Origin of the sequence: Haloimpatiens myeolchijeotgali (genome assembly GCF_042688525.2) — a bacterium.
Lineage (GTDB): Bacteria > Bacillota > Clostridia > Clostridiales > Clostridiaceae > Haloimpatiens.
In genome coordinates this window covers 147,367-171,130 of sequence record NZ_JBHWAB010000002.1, presented here as the reverse complement: position 1 = coordinate 171,130, position 23,764 = coordinate 147,367, and the positions used below count along the sequence as shown (strand labels likewise).

Annotated in this window: 20 protein-coding genes and 2 pseudogenes; 8 read left to right on the top strand and 14 right to left on the bottom strand. The window is 25.8% G+C overall.

Annotated elements, in window-relative coordinates; translation table 11 throughout:
- Positions 1 to 107 precede the first annotated feature (107 nt).
- The 3 genes from ACFIJ5_RS18650 to ACFIJ5_RS18640 all read right to left on the bottom strand — a co-directional run bounded on the left by ACFIJ5_RS18650 (position 108) and on the right by ACFIJ5_RS18640 (position 4,042).
- Complete coding sequence (locus tag ACFIJ5_RS18650) at positions 108 to 1,793, bottom strand: ABC transporter ATP-binding protein (protein WP_379809784.1); 1,686 nt, start codon at positions 1,791 to 1,793, stop codon at positions 108 to 110.
- A gap of 48 nt (positions 1,794 to 1,841) precedes the next feature.
- On the bottom strand, positions 1,842 to 3,098 hold the full coding sequence (locus tag ACFIJ5_RS18645) for a radical SAM protein (protein ID WP_379809783.1): 1,257 nt from the start codon (positions 3,096 to 3,098) through the stop codon (positions 1,842 to 1,844).
- Positions 3,099 to 3,856: 758 nt separating this feature from the next.
- On the bottom strand, positions 3,857 to 4,042 hold the full coding sequence (locus ACFIJ5_RS18640) for a hypothetical protein (RefSeq protein WP_379809782.1): 186 nt from the start codon (positions 4,040 to 4,042) through the stop codon (positions 3,857 to 3,859).
- 153 nt (positions 4,043 to 4,195) lie between these two features.
- On the opposite strand from ACFIJ5_RS18640, the gene ACFIJ5_RS18635 reads away from it, so the two are divergent.
- The 3 genes from ACFIJ5_RS18635 (at position 4,196) to ACFIJ5_RS18625 (ending at position 6,417) form a co-directional block, all read left to right on the top strand.
- Positions 4,196 to 5,470: a helix-turn-helix domain-containing protein gene (locus ACFIJ5_RS18635; RefSeq protein WP_379809781.1), complete on the top strand. Its 1,275-nt coding sequence runs from the start codon at positions 4,196 to 4,198 to the stop codon at positions 5,468 to 5,470.
- A gap of 217 nt (positions 5,471 to 5,687) precedes the next feature.
- Positions 5,688 to 5,873 carry a response regulator gene (locus tag ACFIJ5_RS18630; RefSeq protein WP_379809780.1) on the top strand — a complete coding sequence of 62 codons (186 nt, stop codon included), beginning with the start codon at positions 5,688 to 5,690 and terminating at the stop codon, positions 5,871 to 5,873.
- Positions 5,874 to 5,928: 55 nt separating this feature from the next.
- On the top strand, positions 5,929 to 6,417 hold the full coding sequence (locus ACFIJ5_RS18625) for a sensor histidine kinase (RefSeq protein ID WP_379809779.1): 489 nt from the start codon (positions 5,929 to 5,931) through the stop codon (positions 6,415 to 6,417).
- Here ACFIJ5_RS18625 and ACFIJ5_RS18620 read toward each other — a convergent pair.
- The 3 genes from ACFIJ5_RS18620 to ACFIJ5_RS18610 form a co-directional block, all read right to left on the bottom strand.
- Positions 6,398 to 6,937: a hypothetical protein gene (locus tag ACFIJ5_RS18620; RefSeq protein ID WP_379809778.1), complete on the bottom strand. Its 540-nt coding sequence runs from the start codon at positions 6,935 to 6,937 to the stop codon at positions 6,398 to 6,400. The two genes, ACFIJ5_RS18625 and ACFIJ5_RS18620, sit on opposite strands and share 20 nt — an antisense overlap.
- A 175-nt stretch (positions 6,938 to 7,112) precedes the next feature.
- Positions 7,113 to 8,459: a DUF6179 domain-containing protein gene (locus tag ACFIJ5_RS18615; protein ID WP_379809777.1), complete on the bottom strand. Its 1,347-nt coding sequence runs from the start codon at positions 8,457 to 8,459 to the stop codon at positions 7,113 to 7,115.
- Between the two features lie 6 nt (positions 8,460 to 8,465).
- Positions 8,466 to 8,933: a DUF6323 family protein gene (locus ACFIJ5_RS18610; protein ID WP_379809776.1), complete on the bottom strand. Its 468-nt coding sequence runs from the start codon at positions 8,931 to 8,933 to the stop codon at positions 8,466 to 8,468.
- A gap of 565 nt (positions 8,934 to 9,498) precedes the next feature.
- On the opposite strand from ACFIJ5_RS18610, the gene ACFIJ5_RS18605 reads away from it, so the two are divergent.
- Complete coding sequence (locus ACFIJ5_RS18605) at positions 9,499 to 10,725, top strand: ABC transporter permease (RefSeq protein WP_379809775.1); 1,227 nt, start codon at positions 9,499 to 9,501, stop codon at positions 10,723 to 10,725.
- 89 nt (positions 10,726 to 10,814) lie between these two features.
- On the opposite strand, the gene ACFIJ5_RS18600 is transcribed toward ACFIJ5_RS18605, so the two are convergent.
- The 7 genes from ACFIJ5_RS18600 to ACFIJ5_RS18570 all read right to left on the bottom strand — a co-directional run bounded on the left by ACFIJ5_RS18600 (position 10,815) and on the right by ACFIJ5_RS18570 (position 15,902).
- Positions 10,815 to 11,894, bottom strand: a complete 1,080-nt coding sequence (locus ACFIJ5_RS18600; protein WP_379809774.1) for an ATP-binding cassette domain-containing protein — start codon at positions 11,892 to 11,894, stop codon at positions 10,815 to 10,817.
- Entirely contained in the window at positions 11,891 to 12,436 is a 546-nt protein-coding gene (locus ACFIJ5_RS18595; protein WP_379809773.1) for an ABC transporter transmembrane domain-containing protein, read from the bottom strand. The genes ACFIJ5_RS18600 and ACFIJ5_RS18595 overlap by 4 nt, the downstream gene beginning before the upstream one ends.
- Positions 12,437 to 12,701: 265 nt before the next feature.
- A complete protein-coding gene (locus ACFIJ5_RS18590) occupies positions 12,702 to 13,022 on the bottom strand; it encodes a hypothetical protein (RefSeq protein ID WP_379809772.1) in 321 nt (106 codons plus the stop codon).
- 215 nt (positions 13,023 to 13,237) lie between these two features.
- Positions 13,238 to 13,699 carry a HepT-like ribonuclease domain-containing protein gene (locus ACFIJ5_RS18585; protein WP_379809771.1) on the bottom strand — a complete coding sequence of 154 codons (462 nt, stop codon included), beginning with the start codon at positions 13,697 to 13,699 and terminating at the stop codon, positions 13,238 to 13,240.
- Positions 13,683 to 14,114 carry a nucleotidyltransferase domain-containing protein gene (locus tag ACFIJ5_RS18580; protein ID WP_379809770.1) on the bottom strand — a complete coding sequence of 144 codons (432 nt, stop codon included), beginning with the start codon at positions 14,112 to 14,114 and terminating at the stop codon, positions 13,683 to 13,685. The genes ACFIJ5_RS18585 and ACFIJ5_RS18580 overlap by 17 nt, the downstream gene beginning before the upstream one ends.
- 517 nt (positions 14,115 to 14,631) lie before the next feature.
- Positions 14,632 to 15,354, bottom strand: a complete 723-nt coding sequence (locus tag ACFIJ5_RS18575; RefSeq protein ID WP_379809769.1) for a VanZ family protein — start codon at positions 15,352 to 15,354, stop codon at positions 14,632 to 14,634.
- Positions 15,355 to 15,704: 350 nt separating this feature from the next.
- Complete coding sequence (locus ACFIJ5_RS18570) at positions 15,705 to 15,902, bottom strand: hypothetical protein (protein WP_379809768.1); 198 nt, start codon at positions 15,900 to 15,902, stop codon at positions 15,705 to 15,707.
- A 214-nt stretch (positions 15,903 to 16,116) separates the two neighbouring features.
- Here ACFIJ5_RS18570 and ACFIJ5_RS18565 point away from each other — a divergent pair, with 214 nt between their 5' ends.
- The 4 genes and pseudogenes from ACFIJ5_RS18565 to ACFIJ5_RS18550 form a co-directional block, all read left to right on the top strand.
- Entirely contained in the window at positions 16,117 to 17,283 is a 1,167-nt protein-coding gene (locus ACFIJ5_RS18565; RefSeq protein ID WP_379809767.1) for a MerR family transcriptional regulator, read from the top strand.
- A 248-nt stretch (positions 17,284 to 17,531) separates the two neighbouring features.
- A pseudogene (locus ACFIJ5_RS18560) lies at positions 17,532 to 18,080 on the top strand (transposase); the annotation flags it as partial.
- Positions 18,081 to 18,660: 580 nt separating this feature from the next.
- Complete coding sequence (ltrA, locus tag ACFIJ5_RS18555; RefSeq protein ID WP_379809806.1) at positions 18,661 to 20,322, top strand: group II intron reverse transcriptase/maturase; 1,662 nt, start codon at positions 18,661 to 18,663, stop codon at positions 20,320 to 20,322.
- A gap of 95 nt (positions 20,323 to 20,417) precedes the next feature.
- Positions 20,418 to 21,116: pseudogene (locus ACFIJ5_RS18550) on the top strand (IS256 family transposase); the annotation flags it as partial.
- A 378-nt stretch (positions 21,117 to 21,494) separates the two neighbouring features.
- Here the strand turns inward: ACFIJ5_RS18550 and ACFIJ5_RS18545 are convergent.
- Positions 21,495 to 23,192, bottom strand: coding sequence for an ABC transporter ATP-binding protein (locus ACFIJ5_RS18545; RefSeq protein WP_379809766.1), 1,698 nt, complete (start codon positions 23,190 to 23,192; stop codon positions 21,495 to 21,497).
- Between the last annotated feature and the right edge of the window lie 572 nt (positions 23,193 to 23,764).

The window sequence follows — 23,764 nt, the reverse complement described above, 5'->3', positions numbered from 1 at the left end:
GAAGCTGCGAGGAAAAGCATGGCAGAGATTGTTTTATTACTTCAATTAGTATGTATTTATGTTGGTTGCATATAAAAAAGTGAAATTAGAAAAAATTATTTCTAATTTCACTCTCCAGCATTAAACAAACTATAAAAATATTCTTTTTTAGATATAAGTTCATCAAAAGTTCCTATTTCATATATTTCTCCATTTTTTATAGTGATTATTCCATCATACTTTTTTAAAAGTTCTTTATTAAGTTTATGAGTTATAACAATACATGTTAAATCTGATAAACTTAATAGTGATTTTTCAATATTATATGAAGTTTGATTATCTAAAGAAGAAGTAGCTTCATCAAGTATAAGAATAGGAGTATTTTTTATTATAGCTCTTGCAATAGCTATTCTCTGCTTTTCTCCTCCAGATAAATTACATCCATTTTCTCCTACGCTACTATCTATACCTTTAGGAAGTTTTTTTACCAATTCTTCTAATCCAGAAAGTTTTATTGCTCTACTTATTTCTTCCTGCGTATAGTTTTTAAATAAAGTTATGTTTTCTTTTATACTGTTATCAAACATAAATACATTTTGTTGTATTACAGAAATTAGTTTATATAAATAATTGAATTTAATTTTCTTATTAGAAACTTCATCTATAGTAATTTTGCCTTTAAAATCTTCATAATACCTCAATAATAGTTTAATTATAGTAGATTTTCCACTTCCACTTATACCTACTAAAGCATATTTTTGTCCTTTGTTTATTTCTATAGATATATTATTTAAAACATTTCTATCATTATTATAAGAAAAGTTAACGTCATTAAATACAATTTTATTATCAAAACTGAATTTTTCTATACCAGATTCTTTGATATTTGTATCTTTCATAACTTTCATTATTTTTTCTTTAATGATTTTAACAGATTTTATGTTATTAAACATTGCAGAAATATTAGCAATAGGATTTGTAATATTATTCATCAGTTGAATTGCAGCAATTAATAAACCTAAAGTTAAATCTCCCTTTAAAACAAAATATATTCCTATTACAAGTGCAGTAAAGAAAACTAAAAAACCAGAAGTTTTTGATAATATTTGAATTAATGAACTTAATATTAAAAATCTGTATTTTGAGTTTTCTGCTTCATAATTGCACTTGGAATAGTCTTCATTTACTTTTTTTTCAACATTAAAACTTTTTACAACTTCGAAACCAGAAAATATATCTTTAATTTTTATAGTGAAATTTCCAAGTCTATCGGAATAATTTTTTTTCAACTTACTTATTTTATCAACAAATATAATAGGTATACATATACTAATAATTCCCATAATAAAAACACCTAGTGCAATATAAACATTTATCATAATAATAGCTGTAGATCCTAGAATTAATCTAACGAGATTAATAATTATTTCAAGCATGCTTTTAAAATAATCATTTTCAAGAATGTTAATATCATTAGTCAATGTGGATATATACTTAGCACTATTTTCTTTATTAAAACTTTTTATGTCTTTTTTTAAAATACTTTTGAAGATGTCATTTTTAAATACTATTAAGGTTTTTTTTAGGTAAAGTGCTTGAAAGACCATTCTCAAATAATTAGATGCATATAAGATTAATATAAATATAAGACTGAAAATAACAGTTTCGAATAATTTGGATAGAGTACCACCGTAACCTATATCAATAATAGACTTTACCATAAAAGCAATAAGGATTTCCATTGCTGAGCAAAATACTATAAACAATATATTTATTATAAGAAGTCCTTTATATTTAAAAAAATACTGTTTCATAAAATCACCTTCCCAAAAAGGAGTTTATTACTTAAATAAAGTATATTTTTAAGACTTTCTTATAAAATTATTGAAATTTTTAATCAATGTATTACCTTGTCCACTGCAGTATATTTCGCAAAACTTGCTAAGAGCATGCTCATACTGTTTTAATTTTTTACATTCATTGCCAAAAACTCCAAATTCAGAATCGATAGCTTTTTCAATAACATTTGCAGGACATATTGTACAAAGATATCTTCCCCAACAATCTTTACATTTTTCTTTAAACTTTTTATTATTTATTTTTTCGTATTCTTCTTCATAATTATTATTGTCTAATTTATAATTTTCTTTTCCCCAAAATCTATAACATATATATTGATCGCCATTATAATCGTAAGATAAATTTAATTTTTCATTTAATTCATCACAAAAGTAGTAAGATTTTTGGTTATGACCAATAACTAATAAAATTTCATAAACAATAGGATTAACTGTTTTTCCTTTAATATTATTTAAAATGTAATCAAAAGATTTATTTATATCATCATAAGTATTAAGTTCTTCTGTATTTTTTTCAAATTTAAAGAATTCTTTTGATGAACCAACTTTAGTAATATTATAAATATATCCTAATTCTTCGAAGTATTCAGAAATTTTTTCCTTGCTATAACCTTTTTCTAAATGATAGGGTGTATATGTACAAAGTAGTTGAACTCTATCCTTAAATTTATCTTCAAAACATGTATTTAAATTATTTAATATTTTATTATGAGTATTATTACCTCTTAAGAAATCATTAATTAACTCTGGACCATCCAAGCTTATGGCAAAATAACAATTATACTGCATACAAAACTTTACAAAATCATGAGATAATAATGTTCCATTAGTAACTATTATATATTTATCAATATTAAAATTTTTATCTAATTTTTCTAATATATGTTTAACTAACTCTGAATTTAATAAAGGTTCTCCTCCAAAGAATTTAACTTCTCTTATATTTTTTATATTTCTTTCTTTTAAATTATTAAAAATTTTTTCAAAAGCTTCTTTTGACATTAGAGCATCTTTTCTATGATAATTTCCTCCATTAGCATAGCAATACTTACAGTTTAAATTGCATTTGTTTGACATATTTAAAGTTAATCTACTTAATTTATTGACATTACTATAATCCCGTGTATATGGTGTTTCTATTTCTTTGTTTGATAATTCTTTTAAACTATTTTCATCTGTTAATTTATATAAGCTTAAATTTCTACCATCGAAAACAAAAGTTTTATCTTTTACTTTAATTTTTTTTACCATTGAATTCATTTTACATATCCCCCTAATAAAAATTTGAATATATGATATTAAAATAAATACATCTCTTATATTAAGAAATGTATTTATTTTAAATTATTTACATTACCAAGAGTTTTATTAGCCTATACCACAAAAACCGAAACCGCATGCAGAGATTATTTCTCCTTTATTATCATTTGATATTTCTAATTTTTCCATATATATTACCCTCCTTTTTAAATAAAATTTATTTTTTTATGTTTTATTAGCCTATACCACAAAAACCGAAGCCACATGCAGAGATTATTTCTCCTTTATTGTCATTTGATATTTCTAGTTTTTCCATATATAACCCTCCTTTTTAAATAAAATCTATTTTTGTATTTTTATTAGCCTATACCACAGAAACCGAAGCCACATGCAGAGATTATTTCTCCTTTATTATCATTTGATATTTCTAATTTTTCCATATGCAATTACCTCCTTTTCATATAAATGTATTTTATTTACAGTTATAGAATATCATCTATTTATGTAAAAGTAAAGAAATTTTTTTACTTTTGTATGATAATTTATTTATTTTTTATATAATGGGGGTTAAATAAAGATTTTTAGAAAATAAAGTAAATATAATTATTTACACATAAATATAATTTTTTGTATGTATTTTATATATGAACAAAAGAAGCCATTCTATAAATAGAATAGCTTCTTAAAATTTAAAATTAAACATTAATTATAGTATATGAAATGTAAAATATATATATTACAATTAATAATTCAATTTATTAATGATCACGGTTATCTGGATCAATTAAATGTAAAAGATGAGGTTTTATATTTTTTTTGTTTGATATACTTGATTTGCTTTCTAATTTTGTTTGAGTTCTATGGAGTTGATTAAAACCACCCATTGTAAATAATGAAACTATAAGTAAACATAAACATAAATTATTTAATAATTTTTTATACATGGTTCCTCCTTTAATCTACATACATATTTTTCCAAAAAGATTTAATTATATATTAACACATTTTAAAACAAAAGTAAATAAAATTATTTACTTTTTTTACGAATATGATATACTTTATATAGATATAAAAAAACAAAACATGAAGGTGATCAAATGGAAAATATGCAAGTATCATCACCAGGAAAGAAAATAAAAAAAATAAGAAAAGAATTCAATATAAAACAACAAGATTTAACTGGTGGAGAAATTACTAGAAATTTAATAAGTATGCTGGAAAATGATAAAATAAATTTAACTTTTACAACGGCGAAAATAATAGCCCAGCAACTTAATAAAATATGTAAGAAAAGGAATAGTGATTTTAAAATTACTCCTGAGTATCTCTTAGAAAGTGTAGATGATCAGGCTAATAAAATTGCTTTAGATTTTTTAAATTATTTAAACAATATTGATTATAATATTCCTTCTGATTTTAAAGATAAAATAAATCAAATACAAAAGTTTTTTATGAAACATGATATATATGAAAATAAATTTAATATTTATAAAAAAATAGGAGATATATTCAAAGAAAATAAACTTTATTACAATGCGTATTCTTACTATTTAAAAGCTTTTGAACATAGTTCAAGATTAATAAATAATAAAGTGAAAATTGATTTATTGATTTCTCTTAGTTTTTGCTGTGGAAGAATAAACAAATATAAAAAAGTGTTAGATTTTGATAAATTAGCATTAACATATATAGATGAAATGCCTGAAAATATTCACTATGCCATAAGACTTAATAATTCTTTAGCTTATAAAAATTTAAAATATTATGACAAAGCACTTAAAGAACTGGATTTCATGAGTAAAACTTTTAAAACACCTATATTAAGGGAGTTTGAGGTATTAACTTTAAAAGGAAATTGTTTAAAAGAGAAAAAACATTATACTGAAGCTATAAAAACTCATAAAACTCTATTATCAATTATAGATGAACATAATATAGAGAAAATATTTATTATTTACTGTAATATAATTGAAGTATATATAGAGCTTAAAGATATTACAAATTTAAAGATATATCTAAATAAATGCATTTCTTTACTAAAACAATACAATGAGATTGAATATAAAGCTTATTGTGCTGAAATATATAATGATATGGGATTAGGTTATAAAGAATTGGATGAATTAGATATGTCTAAACATTTTTTTTATAAAGCAATAAAAGTAGGTAAAGAACAGAGAAAATTATCTCCTATTATAAGTGCTCTTAACAATTTATTTAAATTACTTTGTGAAATTGAAGATGATATTGAAATAAACAATCTAAAAAATGCTGTATTAGAATTAATTTCAATTGATATATTATCAAAAAATGATGACATTATTTTAAAATTAATAAAATACTATAATGAAAAAGGACAAAAAAAGAAATAGATAATCTTTTAAAATTTATTTTATAAAAATCATTTTCTTTGCTAGGCAGTATTTTTTACTAAAAAAATTGAGTGAATAATTAATTAATATGCCAATTGAGGTGAGAGCACCTTGATTGGCTTTTTTATGAAATATATGTTTTTGAACAATATATAAAACAATGCTATAATTTGCTAATAAAGATTTTGAAGCTGCGAGGAAAGGGATGACGGGTATTTTGACTAAAATATTATTAGTAGAAGATGACAAAAACATAAGTGAAATGGTTACTGAGTATTTAACAAACGATACATATAAAGTTACACAAGTTTATGATGGACAAGCAGCAATTGATGAATTTAAAACAGGTTCCTATGATTTAGTTTTGCTAGATTTGATGATTCCTATGGGAAAGAGAGCTTAATGTTGATATTAACATACCAGAGAAACCTATTTATGTTAATGCAGATGAAGAAGCGTTGAATCGTGTATTAAAAAACTTATTAGATAATGCTGTTAAATATGGAAGCGATGGAAAGTACATAGGTATAAGTGTTGAAACTTTTAAAAATACAGTTTGTATTGGAATTGAGGATCATGGTAAGGGGATTTTAGAAAAACACAAAGAAAATATTTTTGAGAGGATGTATACATTAGAAGATTCAAGAAGTAAAGATTATGAAGGCAGTGGATTAGGACTTGCAATATGTAAAGAGCTTGTAGAACACATGAATGGGAAAATTGAGTTAACGAGTATTCCCAATAAGAAAACATTATTCAATATAATATTGCCAAAGGGAAATAGTAATTCCCAGATGAAAAATAGCTGCTGCAGGAAATTATATTTTGCTCAGAAACACTTCATTTTAAGAACTTGTAAACTTTTTTCAAATGTTTCTTACGCAATATATCATTTCCCTTCGCTAGACAGTATTTTTATTGCAAAAGTTAATTTCCCCATTTATTAATATTTCCAGTATATGAATTAAACACATATCCATATATTGATTTGTCGTTCTTATCTTCAACAAAAAATATATAAAAATCTGTACATAAAAAATATGATTTATTTCTAAGTGACACTATCTTAAAATCTTCAAGACCAGCATTAAAACTTGCACTTGGTGGATTATTTTCATCTAAAATTGTAACTGAATTATCAACTTTTTTATTCATAAATATAGTTTTAGCTTGACTATAGGAATATTTAGGTAAATTAATAATTACTATCATTGGGAATACAATAAGAAATATAATATTAACTACTAAAAATGATTTTATTGATATATTTCTATGTTTAATGATAGTTTTAAAAATGATAATTATTATTGATTGAATAATATATATATTTTCAAAGTGTCTAAGACTTTCAGCATATTTTTCATAATTTATATTTGCATAAATTAACATTTCTACTATACATACAAAAAGAATAATTGTTAGTAATAATTTATTATTTTGATATGTAAAAATCTTTTTTCTAAACATATAAATTACCTACCTTTTATTTTTATTAACACATTATATTATACGATAAGATACATATTTATCCAAAAGTTTTAAAATTATATAATAATTTAAAATAGATATTAAGTGAGTAGAATAAAGTAAATGATTTAATATTGAATAAAGTCATTGGGGAATGATTCCAGTGTTTTATATATTACAATTGTATTTTTTCTTTAAGATTACTTATAGCTAGCTGCTCTTCTTTACTTAAACTCAAGATATATTTATTAAACTTAGAATATAAGTCCTTTTCATATTCATTTTCAGATATATATTTTGATAAAAGAATTATTTCCATTCTGGATAAGCTTTTGAAGTATATAATATATTCATTTTCAAATAAACAATCAGCATTTAACATATCAACTAAATCTTCTAGGCTTTTAATGTTATTTTTAATTAACTTAATTTTATCTTCTACTAAAGAGCAGTCTCGGATTTTTTCACTTAAATTTTTAAATTTGGAGTTTGACATCTTTTTACCATCAGTATATTCAATTATGTTATTTTCATTTTTTTCATTAAAGGATATGAATACTGTCTCTAATTTATCTAGTTTTATGCTTTCATTTATCAATGAAGTTATTTTAAATGTAGATTTTTTTACATAAGTTATCAATGATGGATTTTCAATGTCTAAAACTTCCCAGCATATTTGTGCGTTTTTTAATAATTCTTCTTGTAGTTCTTTTAAAGATAATTTCTTTAACTTATTTTTTATTTGCTTTCTATCTAAATTACTAATATTAAGGCTATTTAAATCTTTGCCGCAAAGGATTCTCCCTAGTGAATTAGTAAGTACTAGTTCGAATATATTTATGAGCAATACTTCACATTTGTTATCATAACCTTTTAACAACTTAGTAATTTCACTAATTTCAAAGTTATTACAAAAATCATTTTCTAAATTTAAAGTTTCTAAATATTTGTTGATATACTCAATACCTACATATTTTATATCATCAATATGAAGGTAAAGCTGATAATCTATTGATCCTGGGCTTTCATGTGATGCAAAAAAATCATTATATTCTTTAAAAAATAATGGAATACCATAATCTATGGTATCGTTATATGAATAATTATCAACTTTAAGTTTATTTTTATTAATTTCTTTTAGTAGTTTCTTACATCCTAATATTTTTTCTTTAATTAAATCATGTCCCATTTTTAATATATGCGAGAGGCTAGTATTTTTTAATTCTTCTGTTATCAATTTTATATTATTAAAGGTTTTTAGATAAATTCCTATAGTATAATCAATACACTGTAAAATATTCTCAGCTATTTCTACCATAACTGAGCTGCTTTCATCTCTTGTGTAATACTTTAATTTTACTTTTAAAAGTTCCATTCTTTCATAATATATTTTACTTAAAATATTATCATCTAGCAGTTTTTCTTTATAACAGATCACTAAAATACCCTTAAAAAAACCTTCATCACTAAAGGCATTTTCCATAGAATAGTTATATTTTTGAATGTTATTATCTTTACCCATAACTCATCAATCCTTTTCATTATCAAGATTTGTATAATCATTAACACCACTTCTTATATTGTTAGCAATTTTATATAATGCTTTTCCTTCTAAAAGTTCCAATGATCCTTGGCAGTAGTTATCAAACTTATCTTTCATAATTTCTATTAATTCATCATCACTTATATAGTCTAAAGTTTCGTTCTTATAATTATAAAAAATTTCTACAAGTTCATTTATTGTATCGCTGTAGTTATATTGAGATATATATGGAGAATCACAAAATGCTGTAATAATTTTGTTTATAATTTGACCATTAAATTCTATCCTGCCACTTCTTTGAAGTGCTGTATTTCTTGTCTTAATAATTTCTTTAACATCTTTCTCATAAAGTTTTAACCCATATTCTCTGGTAAATTTATTACACTGAATTATGTCATTAAAAACTTGTTTATCTAGTAACTTATTTTCAAATAAATCAATAGAATTTTTCATTTTTAAAACTTCCTTTCAAAAAAAGTATTGACTTTCTATTCAAAGTATGATACAATAAAATAATATACTTTATAATTGAATATTATACACTTGGCATATAATATTGTCAATGTGTTTTACAACGTTAAAAAGAGTATCTTCATTTTTGAAGATACTCTTTTATTCTTAAACTTCTTTTACATTCAGTTTTATTTTAAACCTCTCTGTTTGCTTCTAATAATCACAACAAAACTATATTTATATATAATGTAAAATATAGAATATAAAGTATTATAATACAATTATATCATATATTAAATTCTATTTCTACTCATACATTTGTTAATAATTCAACTTTTGCAAGTGAAAAACAGCCACTGTGTGAAATGATAATTATTATACAAAGGTATTAGAATTTTTTAGAAGAGGAAAGTTAGGATAAACATATAGTATTTATTAGTACTCTCCTAATTCTTAATAAAATCTTTATAAACACTAAATAATTTATGAATAAACCTTCCTTTTATCTTAGTTATACTGAAGATAAAAGGAAGGTTTTTATTACTTTAATTAAGGGGGACAAAATATGGATATATTTTTTCAAGAGTTAAAAAGACAGCTTAGTTTTAAAAGGCTGCTGACATATGTTTTAATTTCAATTACGTTGGCAGGATTATGGGCATGGTTTATTGTAGGGGGAGCTACTGCGGATTTTATGCAAACAAAGTGTTACAAAGACTATAAAGGGAGAGCAGCAATAGAAGCAGCAGCTAAGGATAGAAATGTTACTGCAGGAGAAATGACTGAAGATAAATTTCAAAGAGGTTGTGATGTGTTTCTTCATTCATTAAAAGGCGACGATGAAAGTGATTTGGTGATAACTAAAGACTTGTTACAATATGCTGTCTATGCTGATGAATTAGTTATGCAGGAGTTAAGATTAAGAAAAATGAAGGGAGAATCTATAAAGGGACTTGCACATATTCCTAAAGATTCAGGAAAGCACTTTTATGAAAATGAAGATTTATATTATCGTAATTATATTGATAAAAATGCACATAATGAAAATGAAAAGACATTAGCTCTGTCAATGTGGAATAAGGTAAAAAAACCGTATACTTATTACAGTGGATTTATTCAATGGGATGAAGGAATTGGACATATAATATTTTTCTCATTTGTACTTATGATTATGGTAGGGGTTTTTGCAGGTTCTATCATAGCTAAGGATAAGGAAAATGGAATGGATGAAATCATTACTACTACTATGAAAGGAAGAAAAAGTCTTACTGCAGCAAAGATTGTTATACCTTGGGTCATGGCATTTATTATTTATCTTTGTGGAGTAGGTGTTTATGTTTTGTTATTGAAGCATTTATTGCCTGCGGATGCTTTAAATACATCAATACAGATTTTTGGGAGAAACTTTGTTCCTTATAATGAAAGTGAAGTACTTATAAAAGTATTTATTTTTGGGTCAGTAGGAATTTTAACTATAGCAAGTTTTTCTACCTGGATTTCATCTATAACTTCAAAAGCTTCAAAAGCCATTCAATTATGCATATTGACTATATTAGGAGCTTTTTTGTTAGGTATAGTTATTAATACAGATGCTCCTATTATTAATGTAATTAAGGTATTGCTTCCTGGTGGAGTAGTTTTTTCATATCCTCAATTTTTGGAATTATCAAGATTCCCAATTACAACTCTTTTTGGAAAAGCTTTTTGGATACCATCAATTTTACTGGTAGTAAGCGGAATTATATTTTTACTTAGTACAGTATTTACAGCAGTGAATTATAAAAGAAGATAAGAAAAAGAATTAAATTGTTGACTTATTATCTCAAATAAGAATAATAAAAAGGCTCTTGAGTTAAAAATCTGTAAGAGCCTTTTTTAAATCTATGAAATTTTTATAATTCCATCTAGCCGATTTTTAATTTCATCACTTAAATGATGGGAAATCATAATAACCATTGCATCTGTATCTAAAATAAAGTTTTCAATGAAATTTGTAGTTATCTCATCAAGATTTGCTGTTGCTTCATCCATAATTATTACATTGCTTTTTCTGGCTAAAGCTCTAGCTAAAGCAATACGTTGTTTTTGTCCACCGGAAAGGTTTTTTCCATTCTCAGTAATCATATAATTTAAATCAAGGTTTTCAAGTTTAACTGCTTGCATAAGGTCCGATACTTCTTGGTCACTTAATACCAAATTCATCTGGATATTATTTTTTATTGTATCATTAAATAGGTATGTATTTTGATTTACATAGGCAATATCATAAAACAAAATACTACTCTTATCTTTCATCTCACCATTAATTATTACATTTCCATCAAAATTATTAATTTCACCAACAATTGCCTTTAATAAACTTGATTTACCACATCCACTTTCACCGATAATTCCATATTTTTTTCCACTTTCAAAATATGAATCTTGATTAATTTTAACTATTTTCCCATTAAAGTTAAAGCAAATATCTTTTGTCTCAATTTCTTTTACTTCAACTATATCATTATTCTCATTATTATCTTTTTCAGTTGAAGCTATATTATAAGCATGATTTGACATAAAAAAAGGCATTTTATAAGTATTATTATTATCAATCAGGTTATTAATAAATCCCAATTTTTCTTTATAAAGTTCTTTACCAGATTTATAAAAAGCTTTGTGAGACATAAATTCCATTACACAACTGCCAAAATTGGGAAGTAACCCTATCACTACAAGATAGCTGCCAGAGTTTACCTTACCTTCAATTACTAAAACAGATAATATTGCTAGAGCTAATATTGTTGATAAAGAATTTATAAGAGTTAAGACTCCACTCATTATACCTGTAAAACTTTTTGATTTTACTAAATAGCTTGCATATTTATGACTTGCATCTCTTGATTTTTTTAAGAATATTGGGAAAGCTGTATTTTCAAGAAATGTAGAGAATCCCTGCATCAATTCTCTTATCTTGTTCAAATATTCTCCTTTTTTTGTTGAACTTTTATTGTATAATTTGATAAAGTTGATTGAAATAATTTAGGTACAAAAATCATAACTATGGAAGATACTAAAGCAATAATAACCATTAAATAATGAATTTTGAACAATGCAATTATAATGAAAACTGCCATTGTTCCCTTGGAAATAAGCGATAGATATTTATCAAAAAGCAATTCTAAAACTTTTGGGACATCGTTTATATAAACCGATGCATATTCTCCAGATTCTTTAGACATAAAATCTGAATATAATTTTTTCGAGATTGCCTTATCAATTCTGCTATTTATGTCCATAGTTAAATAATAATTAGCAACGCACTTACAACGATGATCCAAATACACAAAGAATGCTAAAGAAATATAAATACCTAGAATTATAAAAACATTTTTAATCAAGGCTTCTTTTGAATCAACTACTAAAAATGAAAATACATATGAAGCTAATACCTGTAAAGCGGAAAAAATGATTGCAACAATAGTAGCAAGTTTCACTGAATTAAACTTCAATAATAATTTCATAAAACTATTCTCTTCCTTTCATTCTTAAATAATAATTTACTTAACTTTCGCAGGTGAAAAATAGCCGCTACGGGAAATGATATTTTGCTAAGAACTTGTAAACTTTGTTCAAATGTTTCTTACGCAATATATCATTTTCCTTCGCTAAGCAGTATTTTTTTACTGCAAAAATTGAGTTACTTAATACTTTTATAAAATTTTATATGATTGCGATTGTTCACATTTTTTTTAGTAAACATAATTAAAAATATATCAAATAGATTACCTAAGAACAATTGCTTTTTCGTTTTTTGTTTTTCTCACTTCTATAAATTTTTATTTTGATATAAACATTGTATATAATACCTATAAATATAAGAATAAGTGGAAAATACAGTATTTCATAATCAAAATTAGAGTGATCTGTTTCTGTTATATTGAAATTCATTTTAACAATTGAATACTTAAGACTATTAAGTTTAGCTCCAGCTTTTAAGGCATACATAGGTAACTTTAGTTCACTCATAAATTTTGAAGTATAAAACATGATGGATATTAGAATAACTAAATTTGTACTTGTAATTTTTGAAATTGTTTTTTTATTCATAAATATCATCTCCTGTTGGATACATAGCTTATTGATAAATTATGTATTTATTACTTTTTATAACAATTATTATAGCATACATTTATTCTTAATAATGTATAAGCATGTTAACTATCATGCTTTTTTTAGAAGGTATTTTAATCATAAAAAAACCTCACCATAAACTAGGTGAGGTTTACTACAAATATATGTATTTAATTTTTGCTACAATTTTTTTAACAGTTTGTATTCCTATACTTCAAAACAACGTCATCTTTGCTATTTTCTAAAAATATATCTAAATATATGATATTGGAATAACAAAACCCTTCTATCTGCTTTTCACTTAACTCTCTTTTATAATAATCATGAGTATATCTATTTCTAAGTTTTACACAATTATATAAATAATTTTTCAGAGTTTCATCAAAGAAATTTAATTCATAAGCTTTTTCTATAAGTTGTAGTGAAGAGGTTCTGCTGTCAATTTTATCTTTGTTAATAACTATATAACTTTCACACATATCTATAACATATTCACAAAAATCTTGAAAGAATGCAAATATAGCTCTACGAATAATTTTGTCATTGTCTTTTCTGTACTTATATAAAGCACTTTTTAAATCATCTAAGGTTTCACTGGCACTTTTGTATTTTTCAAAAAACTTCTCTTTTTTATATTTATAATATGGACTCATCTATAATACCTCCAAAATAAGTGTATTGTTCATCTATTTTTAATTTTCTTTCAAACTCACGATTATTTCTGGCGTATTTTAATACATAATGATAAAAATCAAACCATCTATTTTCATCAATAACAAAAATATTATCACTATCAACTGCTATTCTAGCAAATTTACTAGCAAAATCTTTAAATAATATAAATGTTAAATGAATTTTATCATAACCATAATATTGTTGAAATATAGGCAATAATTTATCTTCTATAGTTAAAGTATCCATATAAGGTATATTAGGACCAATCACTACAGCTATATCAATATCACTTCTATCTTTAATCCAATATTCTGTACCATAGCTACCAAATTGTGATACAGCAACTATTCCATTAATGTTTTTTAATATATCTATAATTTGTGATTTATCCATTTTTACACCTTCTTATTATATTATTTTTATATCATGTATTACCATTAAGTATTAAGATAACTCTGTTATATATATAAATTATACCCAATTATTTTATAATCAACAATATGCGTGGAGATATACATGTAAAAAGAAACTAATTTCACACATATTTTTAAGTGTGTTCTAAAAACTATAATTTATCTTGTATATTATGGTGTAGTATTCATAATTTCTGCAAAAATACAGTTAAGACAATCTAATTAACTCAACTTTCGCAGGTTAAAAATAGCCGCTACGGAAAATGATATTTTGCTCAGAAACCTTTCACTTCAGTAACAAGTTCTAGAGCTTTAACATATTGTCAAAAACTCACAGTCGGCGGAGTTATTTTTTTAGGGTAAAATTAAGTAATCAGTCTACAAAAGCTTGACAAAAAGAAAGTCAGTAGAAGTGTTCCGTCCTTATAGGGTATGTGGAAGTTACCCCTTTTAGGGGGATTTATGATTATACCCAATAATAAATTAGCTATAGATATTTATCGTTTATTAGTATCATAATTTACATATTTGTTATGTTTTTTCATAAACTTTAAAATTGATTTATATAGTAATAAACCTACATAAGATCCTATAACAGATAATATAATATGGTCAATATCAGAAACACCAAGAGGTAAAATAAGTTTTATTATTTCTATAAAAAAACTTATACATAGAACTATTTTGATAATATTTCTAAAATTAGTATATTTTTTAGAATAAAATGGTAATAACATACCCAAAGGTATAAACATAAATATTTTACCAAAAATATTCAATAAAAATACAGAAATGTTATTTTTATTGAATGATACTATATATTCTATTATTGTTTTAAATGGTATTATATTAATTGTTACACCTAAATACCCACCATTTAATCTTGCTATAGCAACCCATTGAGATATATTCCTTCTTGGATTAATACATATAAATATTAATGCTACAATATATATAATTAAAAAAGTAATAAGTAAATTTTTGATTTTTTTATTATATGAGTATGTTTCAAAATTAAAATTACTTGAAATATTTTTTTGATTTTCAAAATTTTTAATTGCTAATTTTATAGATTTATTTTCACTATATCCATCATTTACATATTCGTCCTTTAATGAATTTAAATCATTAATAAATTGTATTTTAAAATCTGATTTTTGCTTTTCTGTAACATCTAAAGTGTTTACGATTTCTTCGGCATATTTTTTTATATTATACATCATATATCCTCCTCGTATAATATGAATTATAAAATATATTTAAATAGCACTAAAACTGTTCTTTAATAATTTACTTATATGTTGTTTATATTTAGCTATCTTTTTAAGCTAATAGCAAATTAAATGCTGTAGTACCCATAATCCGCAGTAGATTTACCCTTGTCCATACCATAATTAAAGAAAAAACAGGGCATTTAAGCTTATATTTTTAAAGGTTAGTTGTGTTTTACCATTTATATAAAAAGTAACATAAAATATATGGTATTTCAAGGTATATTTAGTAATAAAAGTTAATATTTTAAAGGAATATTACAAAATAAATAGGATTGAAATATATAACAATTCCAGTATTAAATTGCCAAAATTTCTAATTGTCCAGTTTTTAATTTTGTAAATCCTAATATCTGTAGTATAGATTTTTTGCCTTTTTCCTTTGATTTTATTCCTAACTTTTTAATTGTAGGTATTATCCTCTTAAGTAATCTAGCAATTCTTAATTCTTCTTTAAAAATTAATACTCGTAAGAGAGAAAAATATTCTACTACCATATCAAAATATTTTATTTTACTTATATGTTTAGAAACTTATTTCTATAATTACTCTCTTTATTATATCTAGTATAAAAAAATTAAAAAACTATTGACCCTAACACTATGTCATAGTGTAATATAAAAATAGAGCTTTAACATATTGTCAAAAACTCACAGCCGGCGGAGTATTAGCCAGTATTGATAGCTCTAAATCAAACTTGGAGGTATAGTAATGAGAACAGTAAAACAAGTTTCGGATTTAACAGGAATAAGTGTACGCATGCTGCATTACTACGATAAAATCGGCTTGTTAAAACCAACCAAATTTACAGAAGCAGGTTACAGGCTTTATGATTATAAAGCTCTTGAAACTTTGCAGCAGATTCTATTTTTTAAAGAACTTGATGTACCACTAAAAGAAGTTAAAGAAATCGTGGATAGTCCCCTTTTTGATAAAATACAGGCTCTGGAAAATCAAAAAAAGCTACTTATTATAAAACGCAATAGATTGAATGATTTAATAAAGCTTATAGATAAAACATTAAAAGGAGAAGGCACAATGAGTTTTAAAGAATTTGATATGAGTGAATATTTTAATGTATTGGAAGAATTTAAACAAGAACACGAGGATAAGGTGATTAGAATTTATGGTAGTGTAGATAAATATAATGAATTTATTGAAAAATGTAAATCTAAGGAAGATGAAATTGCTAAAATAGCCATAAAACAGTATGGAAGCATTGAGAAATATGCTAAATCTGTAAAGAAAAATCTTAATAGTGATATTATAAATATAGCAGAACAATATGATGAGTTTAAGAAAGATTGCTTAGAAGATAAGCATCCTAAATTAAAAGAACTATATAAAAAGCTTGTATCTGATTTAACTAAGGACCCTTCTTCAACGGAGCTTCAACAAATTGCTAAAGAAATATCAGATACAGTTAAAAAAGATTATGAAATTTTCAAAATGGATAATGGAGATGATCATTGGTACTATATGGTACAAAATTATTTATTAAATCCTAACTGGATAAAGGAAGTTGATAAGAAATATGGAAATGGTACATGTAAATTTATTGGAGAAACTCTAAAAAATTATTTGAAAGATAAGCAGCCTAAATTAGAAAGATTATATGAAAATCTTACAGCAGACTTAAGTAAAGATCCTGCTTCAAAAGAGATTCAACAAATTGTTGAAGAAATATCAGATGCAACTAAAAGGAATAATGAATTTTACAAAGTGGATGAGGGAGAAAATCATTGGGGGTACACATCACAGCTTTATTTATCAAATTCTATTTGGATAAAAGTAACTGATAAGAAATATGGCAGTGGTGCCTCTAAATTTATAGGAGAAGCCTTAAAATTTTATTCTGAAATCAACTTTCGCAGGTAAAAAACAGAGGCTACGGAAAATGATATTTTGCTTAGAAACCTTTCACTTCAGTAACAAGTTCTAAGCTTTACTCATATTGAAAAAAGATTTTTTAATTAATATTCCGTAGGAATCAGTAATTAAAAAATAACTTTTTGGGAACATACATAGATTTGTGTAAATCAAATCTATGTATGTTTTTTTATGTATGTATAGCTTACAAAAATGGTAATAATATCTATATAAATATTTTTATAGGAGGAGAAAAAATGAATGAAATACAAATGCCTAATATTGATCTTAATAAAGAATTAAACAAATGCAAAAATATGGAGGATTTAATTGGGAAGAATGGTTTAATGCAGAGACTATTTGGAAATATAATTCAACAATTTTTAGAAGCTGAAATGGAAGAACACTTAGGAAGAGAGAAATATGAACGACTTAACAGTGAAGAAAGAAACTATAGAAATGGATATAGCCCTAAAAATATCAGAACTAGTTTTGGAAACGTTAAAGTAGATGTACCAAGAGATAGAAAAGCTAAATTTGAACCTAAAATTGTTAAAAAACATGAAACAGTTTGCAATGAACTTGATAAGAAGGTTATAGGATTATATGCAAGAGGAATGTCCGTAGAGGACATAAAATCAGAAATAGATGAACTTTATGGTGTAGACATATCCCCTTCAATGATATCAAAAATTACCGATAAGGTTATGGATACAGTCATAGCTTGGCAAAATAGAGAATTAGACCCTATGTATCCTATAGTATATATGGATGCTATACATTTCGTGCGACACGCAAGTCGCCTTAACAATTGTTCAACATTATGATTGAACCTGTTGTTCCGTCAACAGTAGCCTAATAGCACATGCAATACTAGTAATGGAATTGTGTGAAGCTGCTATGAAAACTGTAGTCCTGTTACATAAACAATATCAATATTGTGAAGAATTGATATCACTACTAGCACCAAGGTGGTGCGGACGCATGGCTTAATGGTATGACTAACATATGTGAATCACTGATAAACACCGTTATCGCGAACAAGCTAAAGGTGCTGATAAGCTTGAACCAAAAGGTATGTAGCAGGTCATCTTTTTGAAGTGTAAAGATGCACGGACATAATGCTACCGGTGGATAGGTGGAGTCTAACCCATTGTGTTGTTATAGCGAAACGTGGTAAGCCCATATCTTTCCCTAGTGGTAGGTAACCTGTAAGGGTTATACAAGTATGGTGTGGGTAAAGGAAAATGGAAAAAGCGAATGCCCTTTCGTAATAGAAGGGATAGGAGTTGAGATATTATTCCACGCGAAAGCGGGCAGACTTCCATTAGGTTTCTTATTACAAGAAAGTCTGTAGAATCTATTAAGGGAGGGAAGCAAATGGATATTGGTATAACAATATGTGCACCAACCAATACTGACAAAACATGGGATAATATTAGCTGGTCTCAGTGTTTTAGGCAGGTTCGTAGACTACAGGTACGTATTGTAAAAGCTTGGAAAGAAGAAAGATACAATAAAGTAAAGTCGTTACAAAGATTATTAACAAAATCATTCTCAGCAAGAGCGATTGCTGTTAAAAGAGTTACTGAAAACAAAGGTTGTAAAACAGCTGGTATAGATAAGATTCTTTGGACTACTGCTAAAGAAAAATATCGTGCAATATCAGAACTCACAATAAAAGGATATCACTCTAAGCCTTTGAGACGTATTTACATACCTAAGAAAAATAAAAAGGAAAAACGACCGTTGGGTATTCCCACGATAAAAGATAGAGCTATGCAGGCATTGTTTCTGATGACCTTAGAGCCTATAACAGAAACCGTTGCTGACAATTGCTCCTATGGATTTAGACCTCATAGGTCAACCCATGACGCTATTGAACACTGTTTTAAATTATTGTCAAAACGTACAGCACCAGAGTGGATACTTGAAGGTGATATTAAAGGATGTTTTGATAACATTAGTCATGAATGGTTGTTACATAATATTCCTATTGATAAGAAGGTACTAAAACAATGGTTAAAATCAGGACTAGTGTATAAGGGTAAGTTATTTCCAACTGAATCAGGTACTCCTCAAGGTGGTATTATTTCACCAACCATTGCATTAATAGCACTTAATGGATTAGAGAATATATTAAGGAAAACATTTAAGCAAAAAAGAAAAGGTGCAAAATTATGGAGTCCAAAAGTTAGATTAGTAAAATATGCAGATGACTTTATTATAACTGGAAAATCAAGTGAAATTTTACAAGAAGAAGTTATACCTATTGTAAAGAGATTTTTAAATAAACGAGGGTTAGAGTTATCCAAAACAAAGACGAAGATAACGCATATAGATAAGGGATTTGATTTTTTAGGGTATAATATACGAAAATATAAAGGTAAATTACTTATCAAACCATCCAATACAAGTTTAAAGAATATAGTTCATAAACTTGGTGAAATAATTAATAACAACAAACAAAGTAAGCAAGAATATCTCATATTAAAGCTCAATCCAGTTATAAGAGGATGGTGTGAATACTATAAGTATTCAGTAGCATCAAAAGCCTTTTATAAACTTGATCATTTAATCTGGCAAAAACTATGGCATTGGTGCGTGAGAAGACATCCAAATAAAGGTAAGAAATGGGTTAAGAATCGTTACTTTAAGCATATAAACGGACGGGATTGGAATTTCGCTATCCAGTATAAATCAAAAGATAATCGTCTTTTATATCTTAAATTAGCTAAGGCTGGTGATATAAAAATAAGAAGGTATCGAATGATTAACTATAAAGCTAACCCATTTGACCCTGAATGGGATATCTACTTTGAAGAGCGTATTGGTTTCAAAATGGTTAATAATCCAACAAAAAGAAAGTATCTATTAACACTATGGAAACGACAAAATGGTTTATGTAAATACTGTGGTAATATCGTTAATAAAAGTTCAGGTTGGTGCTTACACACTGAAGATAGTAATAAATTGCTACTACACCCAGAGTGCCACCAAAAACTTCATAGAACAAATTTATCTTATTCCAAGCTGGCTCTTACATAATAAAGAGCTTAAAGAAGCTTGAGCCGTATGATGGAAAATTATCATGTACGGTTCTTAGGGGAGGGAGTGTCAGCAATGGCACTTTCTTACCCGACAAAGTAAGAGATGAACACAGGATTGTTACCAAAGCAGCTTATATTTGTATGGCTCTAGACGTAAAAGGATATAAAGACATATTAGGAATATGGGTTGGAGAACATGAAGGAGCTAAATTTTGGTTATCAGTGTGCAATGATCTTAAAAACAGAGGAGTAAAGGACATAATTATAGCATGTATGGATGGACTTAAAGGACTCCCTGATGCAATTAAAACTGTTTTTTCAGAAGTTAATATCCAGAGTTGTATAATACATCAAATAAGGAATTCTATAAAATATATACCATCTAAAGATAAAAAAGTTTTTATGAAAGATTTAAAGTGTGTATATAAAGCTGTTAATGAGAAAATGGCCGTTGAGGCCTTACAATCATTAGAGGACACCTGGGGAGATAAATATCCTATAGTTATACAATCATGGAGAAACAACTGGCAAAATTTATCCACATATTTTAACTTTGCTCCAGAAATAAGAAAAATTATATATACTACTAATGCGTTAGAAGGATTCAACAGACAACTTAGAAAGTTTACTAAGATACGAACCGTATTTCCTACGGAAGATTCTCTTAGTAAAGCCTTATATTTAGCTACTGAACAAATAATGCGCAAATGGAAATCACCTTCTCCAAATTGGCCAAATACATTAGCACAACTTACTATAATGTTTGAAGATAGAGTTGAGAAATATATTTAATTAACAGTGCTTGTACCTTTTTATGTATAAATGAATAATAATATAATTATTACAAATAATACTATTATACATAAGCTATACTTTCTCAGTATTTAGTTATTCCCCTAAAAATAAAAATTACTACAGGAATAATTTCCTATAGTAATTTCCAAATAAATTTAGTCTTGTCTACTTCATTTTACACAAATCTGTGCATGTTCTCAACTTTTTTCAAATTCGTAAAGCTAAGAACTTGTAAACTTTGTTCAAATGTTTCTTACGCAATATATCATTTCCCTTCGCTAAGCAGTATTTTTTTACTGCGAAAATTGAGAAAACACTAGGGGGGAATCTTTTTATTTGTTAATATATATTTTAAAATGATTAGATATTATTAACTTATATTTCTTGGCTATTCCACAGCTTTTTAAATAATCCGTTCTTGTTTATTAGAGATTCAAAGGAGCCGCTTTCATGCACTTTTCCGTTATCAATAACAAGTATATTATCAACATTTTTTATTGTGTTAAGCCTATGAGCAATTATAATAATATTTCTACCTTTAAGAGTTTTTAACATATTATTTGTGATAATATGTTCAGTTATGCTGTCCAATGCGGAAGTTGGTTCATCAAGGATAACAATTTTAGATTTTTGGAAAAATACTCTAGCAAAGGCAAGACGCTGTTTTTCCCCTCCAGAAAGTTTAAGTCCCCTTTCACCTACTTCTGTATTTAGCTTATCTGGTAGTGCCATTACAAATTCTTTTAATCTAACTTCATCAAGAATATGATATATTATATCATCACTTACATCTTCATCAAATACAATGTTTTCTCTCAAACTTCCATCAAAAATTGGTGCATCCTGTGATACGTAGGAAATATGATCATAATATTCATTTAATAATGTATTATTTAAATCATTTCCATCAACGAAAATATTACCACTGTTTGATTTTAATAATCCTAAAATGATTTTTATTATAGTTGATTTTCCAGCACCACTTGTACCAACAATTGCTGTAGAAGAATTTCCCTTTATTTTAAAACTGATATCATTTAATACTTTACTAGTAGTATATTTGAATGAAACATTTTTAAATTCTATGTCCCCATTATTTATTTTAAAATGATAACCATTATTTAGATTAACATCATCAGGTAAATTTATAAAATCACTAAATCTATTGAAAGCAATTTTGTTTAATTTATAATCAATGAATATAACATTAAAAATAGCTATAGGAGTGTAAATTTTATCTACAAAGGCTATTAGGGCTATGATTGTACCTACAGTAGATTCACCTTTTATAACTTTATTTACTCCAATAAACAAAATAACTAATTTTATAGCTATAACAATTAAAGCAAATAGTGTAAAAAATAATTCATGTATCATTCTTATTTTAGTTTTAGTTTTTACTACTTTCATTGATGTCTTTTCAATTTTGTTTATTTCTCTTGCAAATCTTTTATTAATTCTAAATACTACTACTTCCATAAATCCTCTTACAAAATATTTTGAAAGCCATTCTTCAGAAGTAAGTATGCTGTTTTTTATTTTGTATAGATATTTCATTAGTCTATTTGAGATTAAAAATATAAAAACATATCCAATGCATATAGCCGCCATTATTTTTATGTTGTATTTACCTATGAAAATTAAGCTTATGATGATTTCAGGAAGAAGACTTCTGAAAATAGTCATATAAAAATCAAATAATATTTCTCTTCCTGCATTTGCTCCGTTTTCTACAAGCTGAACAAGCTTTCCTGTTCCTAAATTTTGATATTCTGAATAGCTTATTCTTGATATTTTCTTTAAAGCTAATATTTTAAGTTCTTGATATATGCCATTTGACAACATTCTATTTGGATATTCGTCTACATAGGATAATACACAATCTAAAAGTAATAAAAGTCCATAGGATATGAGTAAGGTTAATATATTGCTGTAACTTTTTGTTCCTGGAATTTTATCTATTATTTTTTGAAGATATACTACACTTAGGGATGCCGCTAAAATTTGAATAACTCCATTTAGTATATAAAGAATTGATATTTTTTTGAATTTTTTTAATACGCCTTTTAACATAATTAACTCCTCTTTTTACTTATTTTTTATTTAGATTAATGTCTAAAATTTTGAAAACACAATGATATGAGTGTTTTTGAGTTATTTATGTACAAATAAAAGCTGCAGACATAAAGACACTGTCCGCAGCTTTTTTATAGTTTAAACGTATGAAATATAAGGTTTTGATGGTAATATTAATAAGCATACTTATTTTCAATTTTTAAAGCATGCATTTTAATTTTCAATTTAACTTTATCAGTATAAAAATACTATCTAGCGGAGGTAAATTATATATTGCGTAAGAAACATTTGAACAAACATTAGTAATTCTTGGTCTAAAAATTTATTGTTACGTTAAGAAAAACTCATTGTTTGAGTGTAGCGAGTTTGAGTTTTTTAGTAATAATAAATTTTTAGACCTTAGAATTACTTTGTGAAGTGAAAAGTTTTAGAGCAATATATAATTTGCCGCAGCGATTATTCTACCCATAAAAGTTAAAAATTAAATTTTCAATTACCATCGGTATCCAAATATTAGGCTCCGAACAAAGTACCGATATATCTTTTACTTTTAATTTGTACGGAGCAGT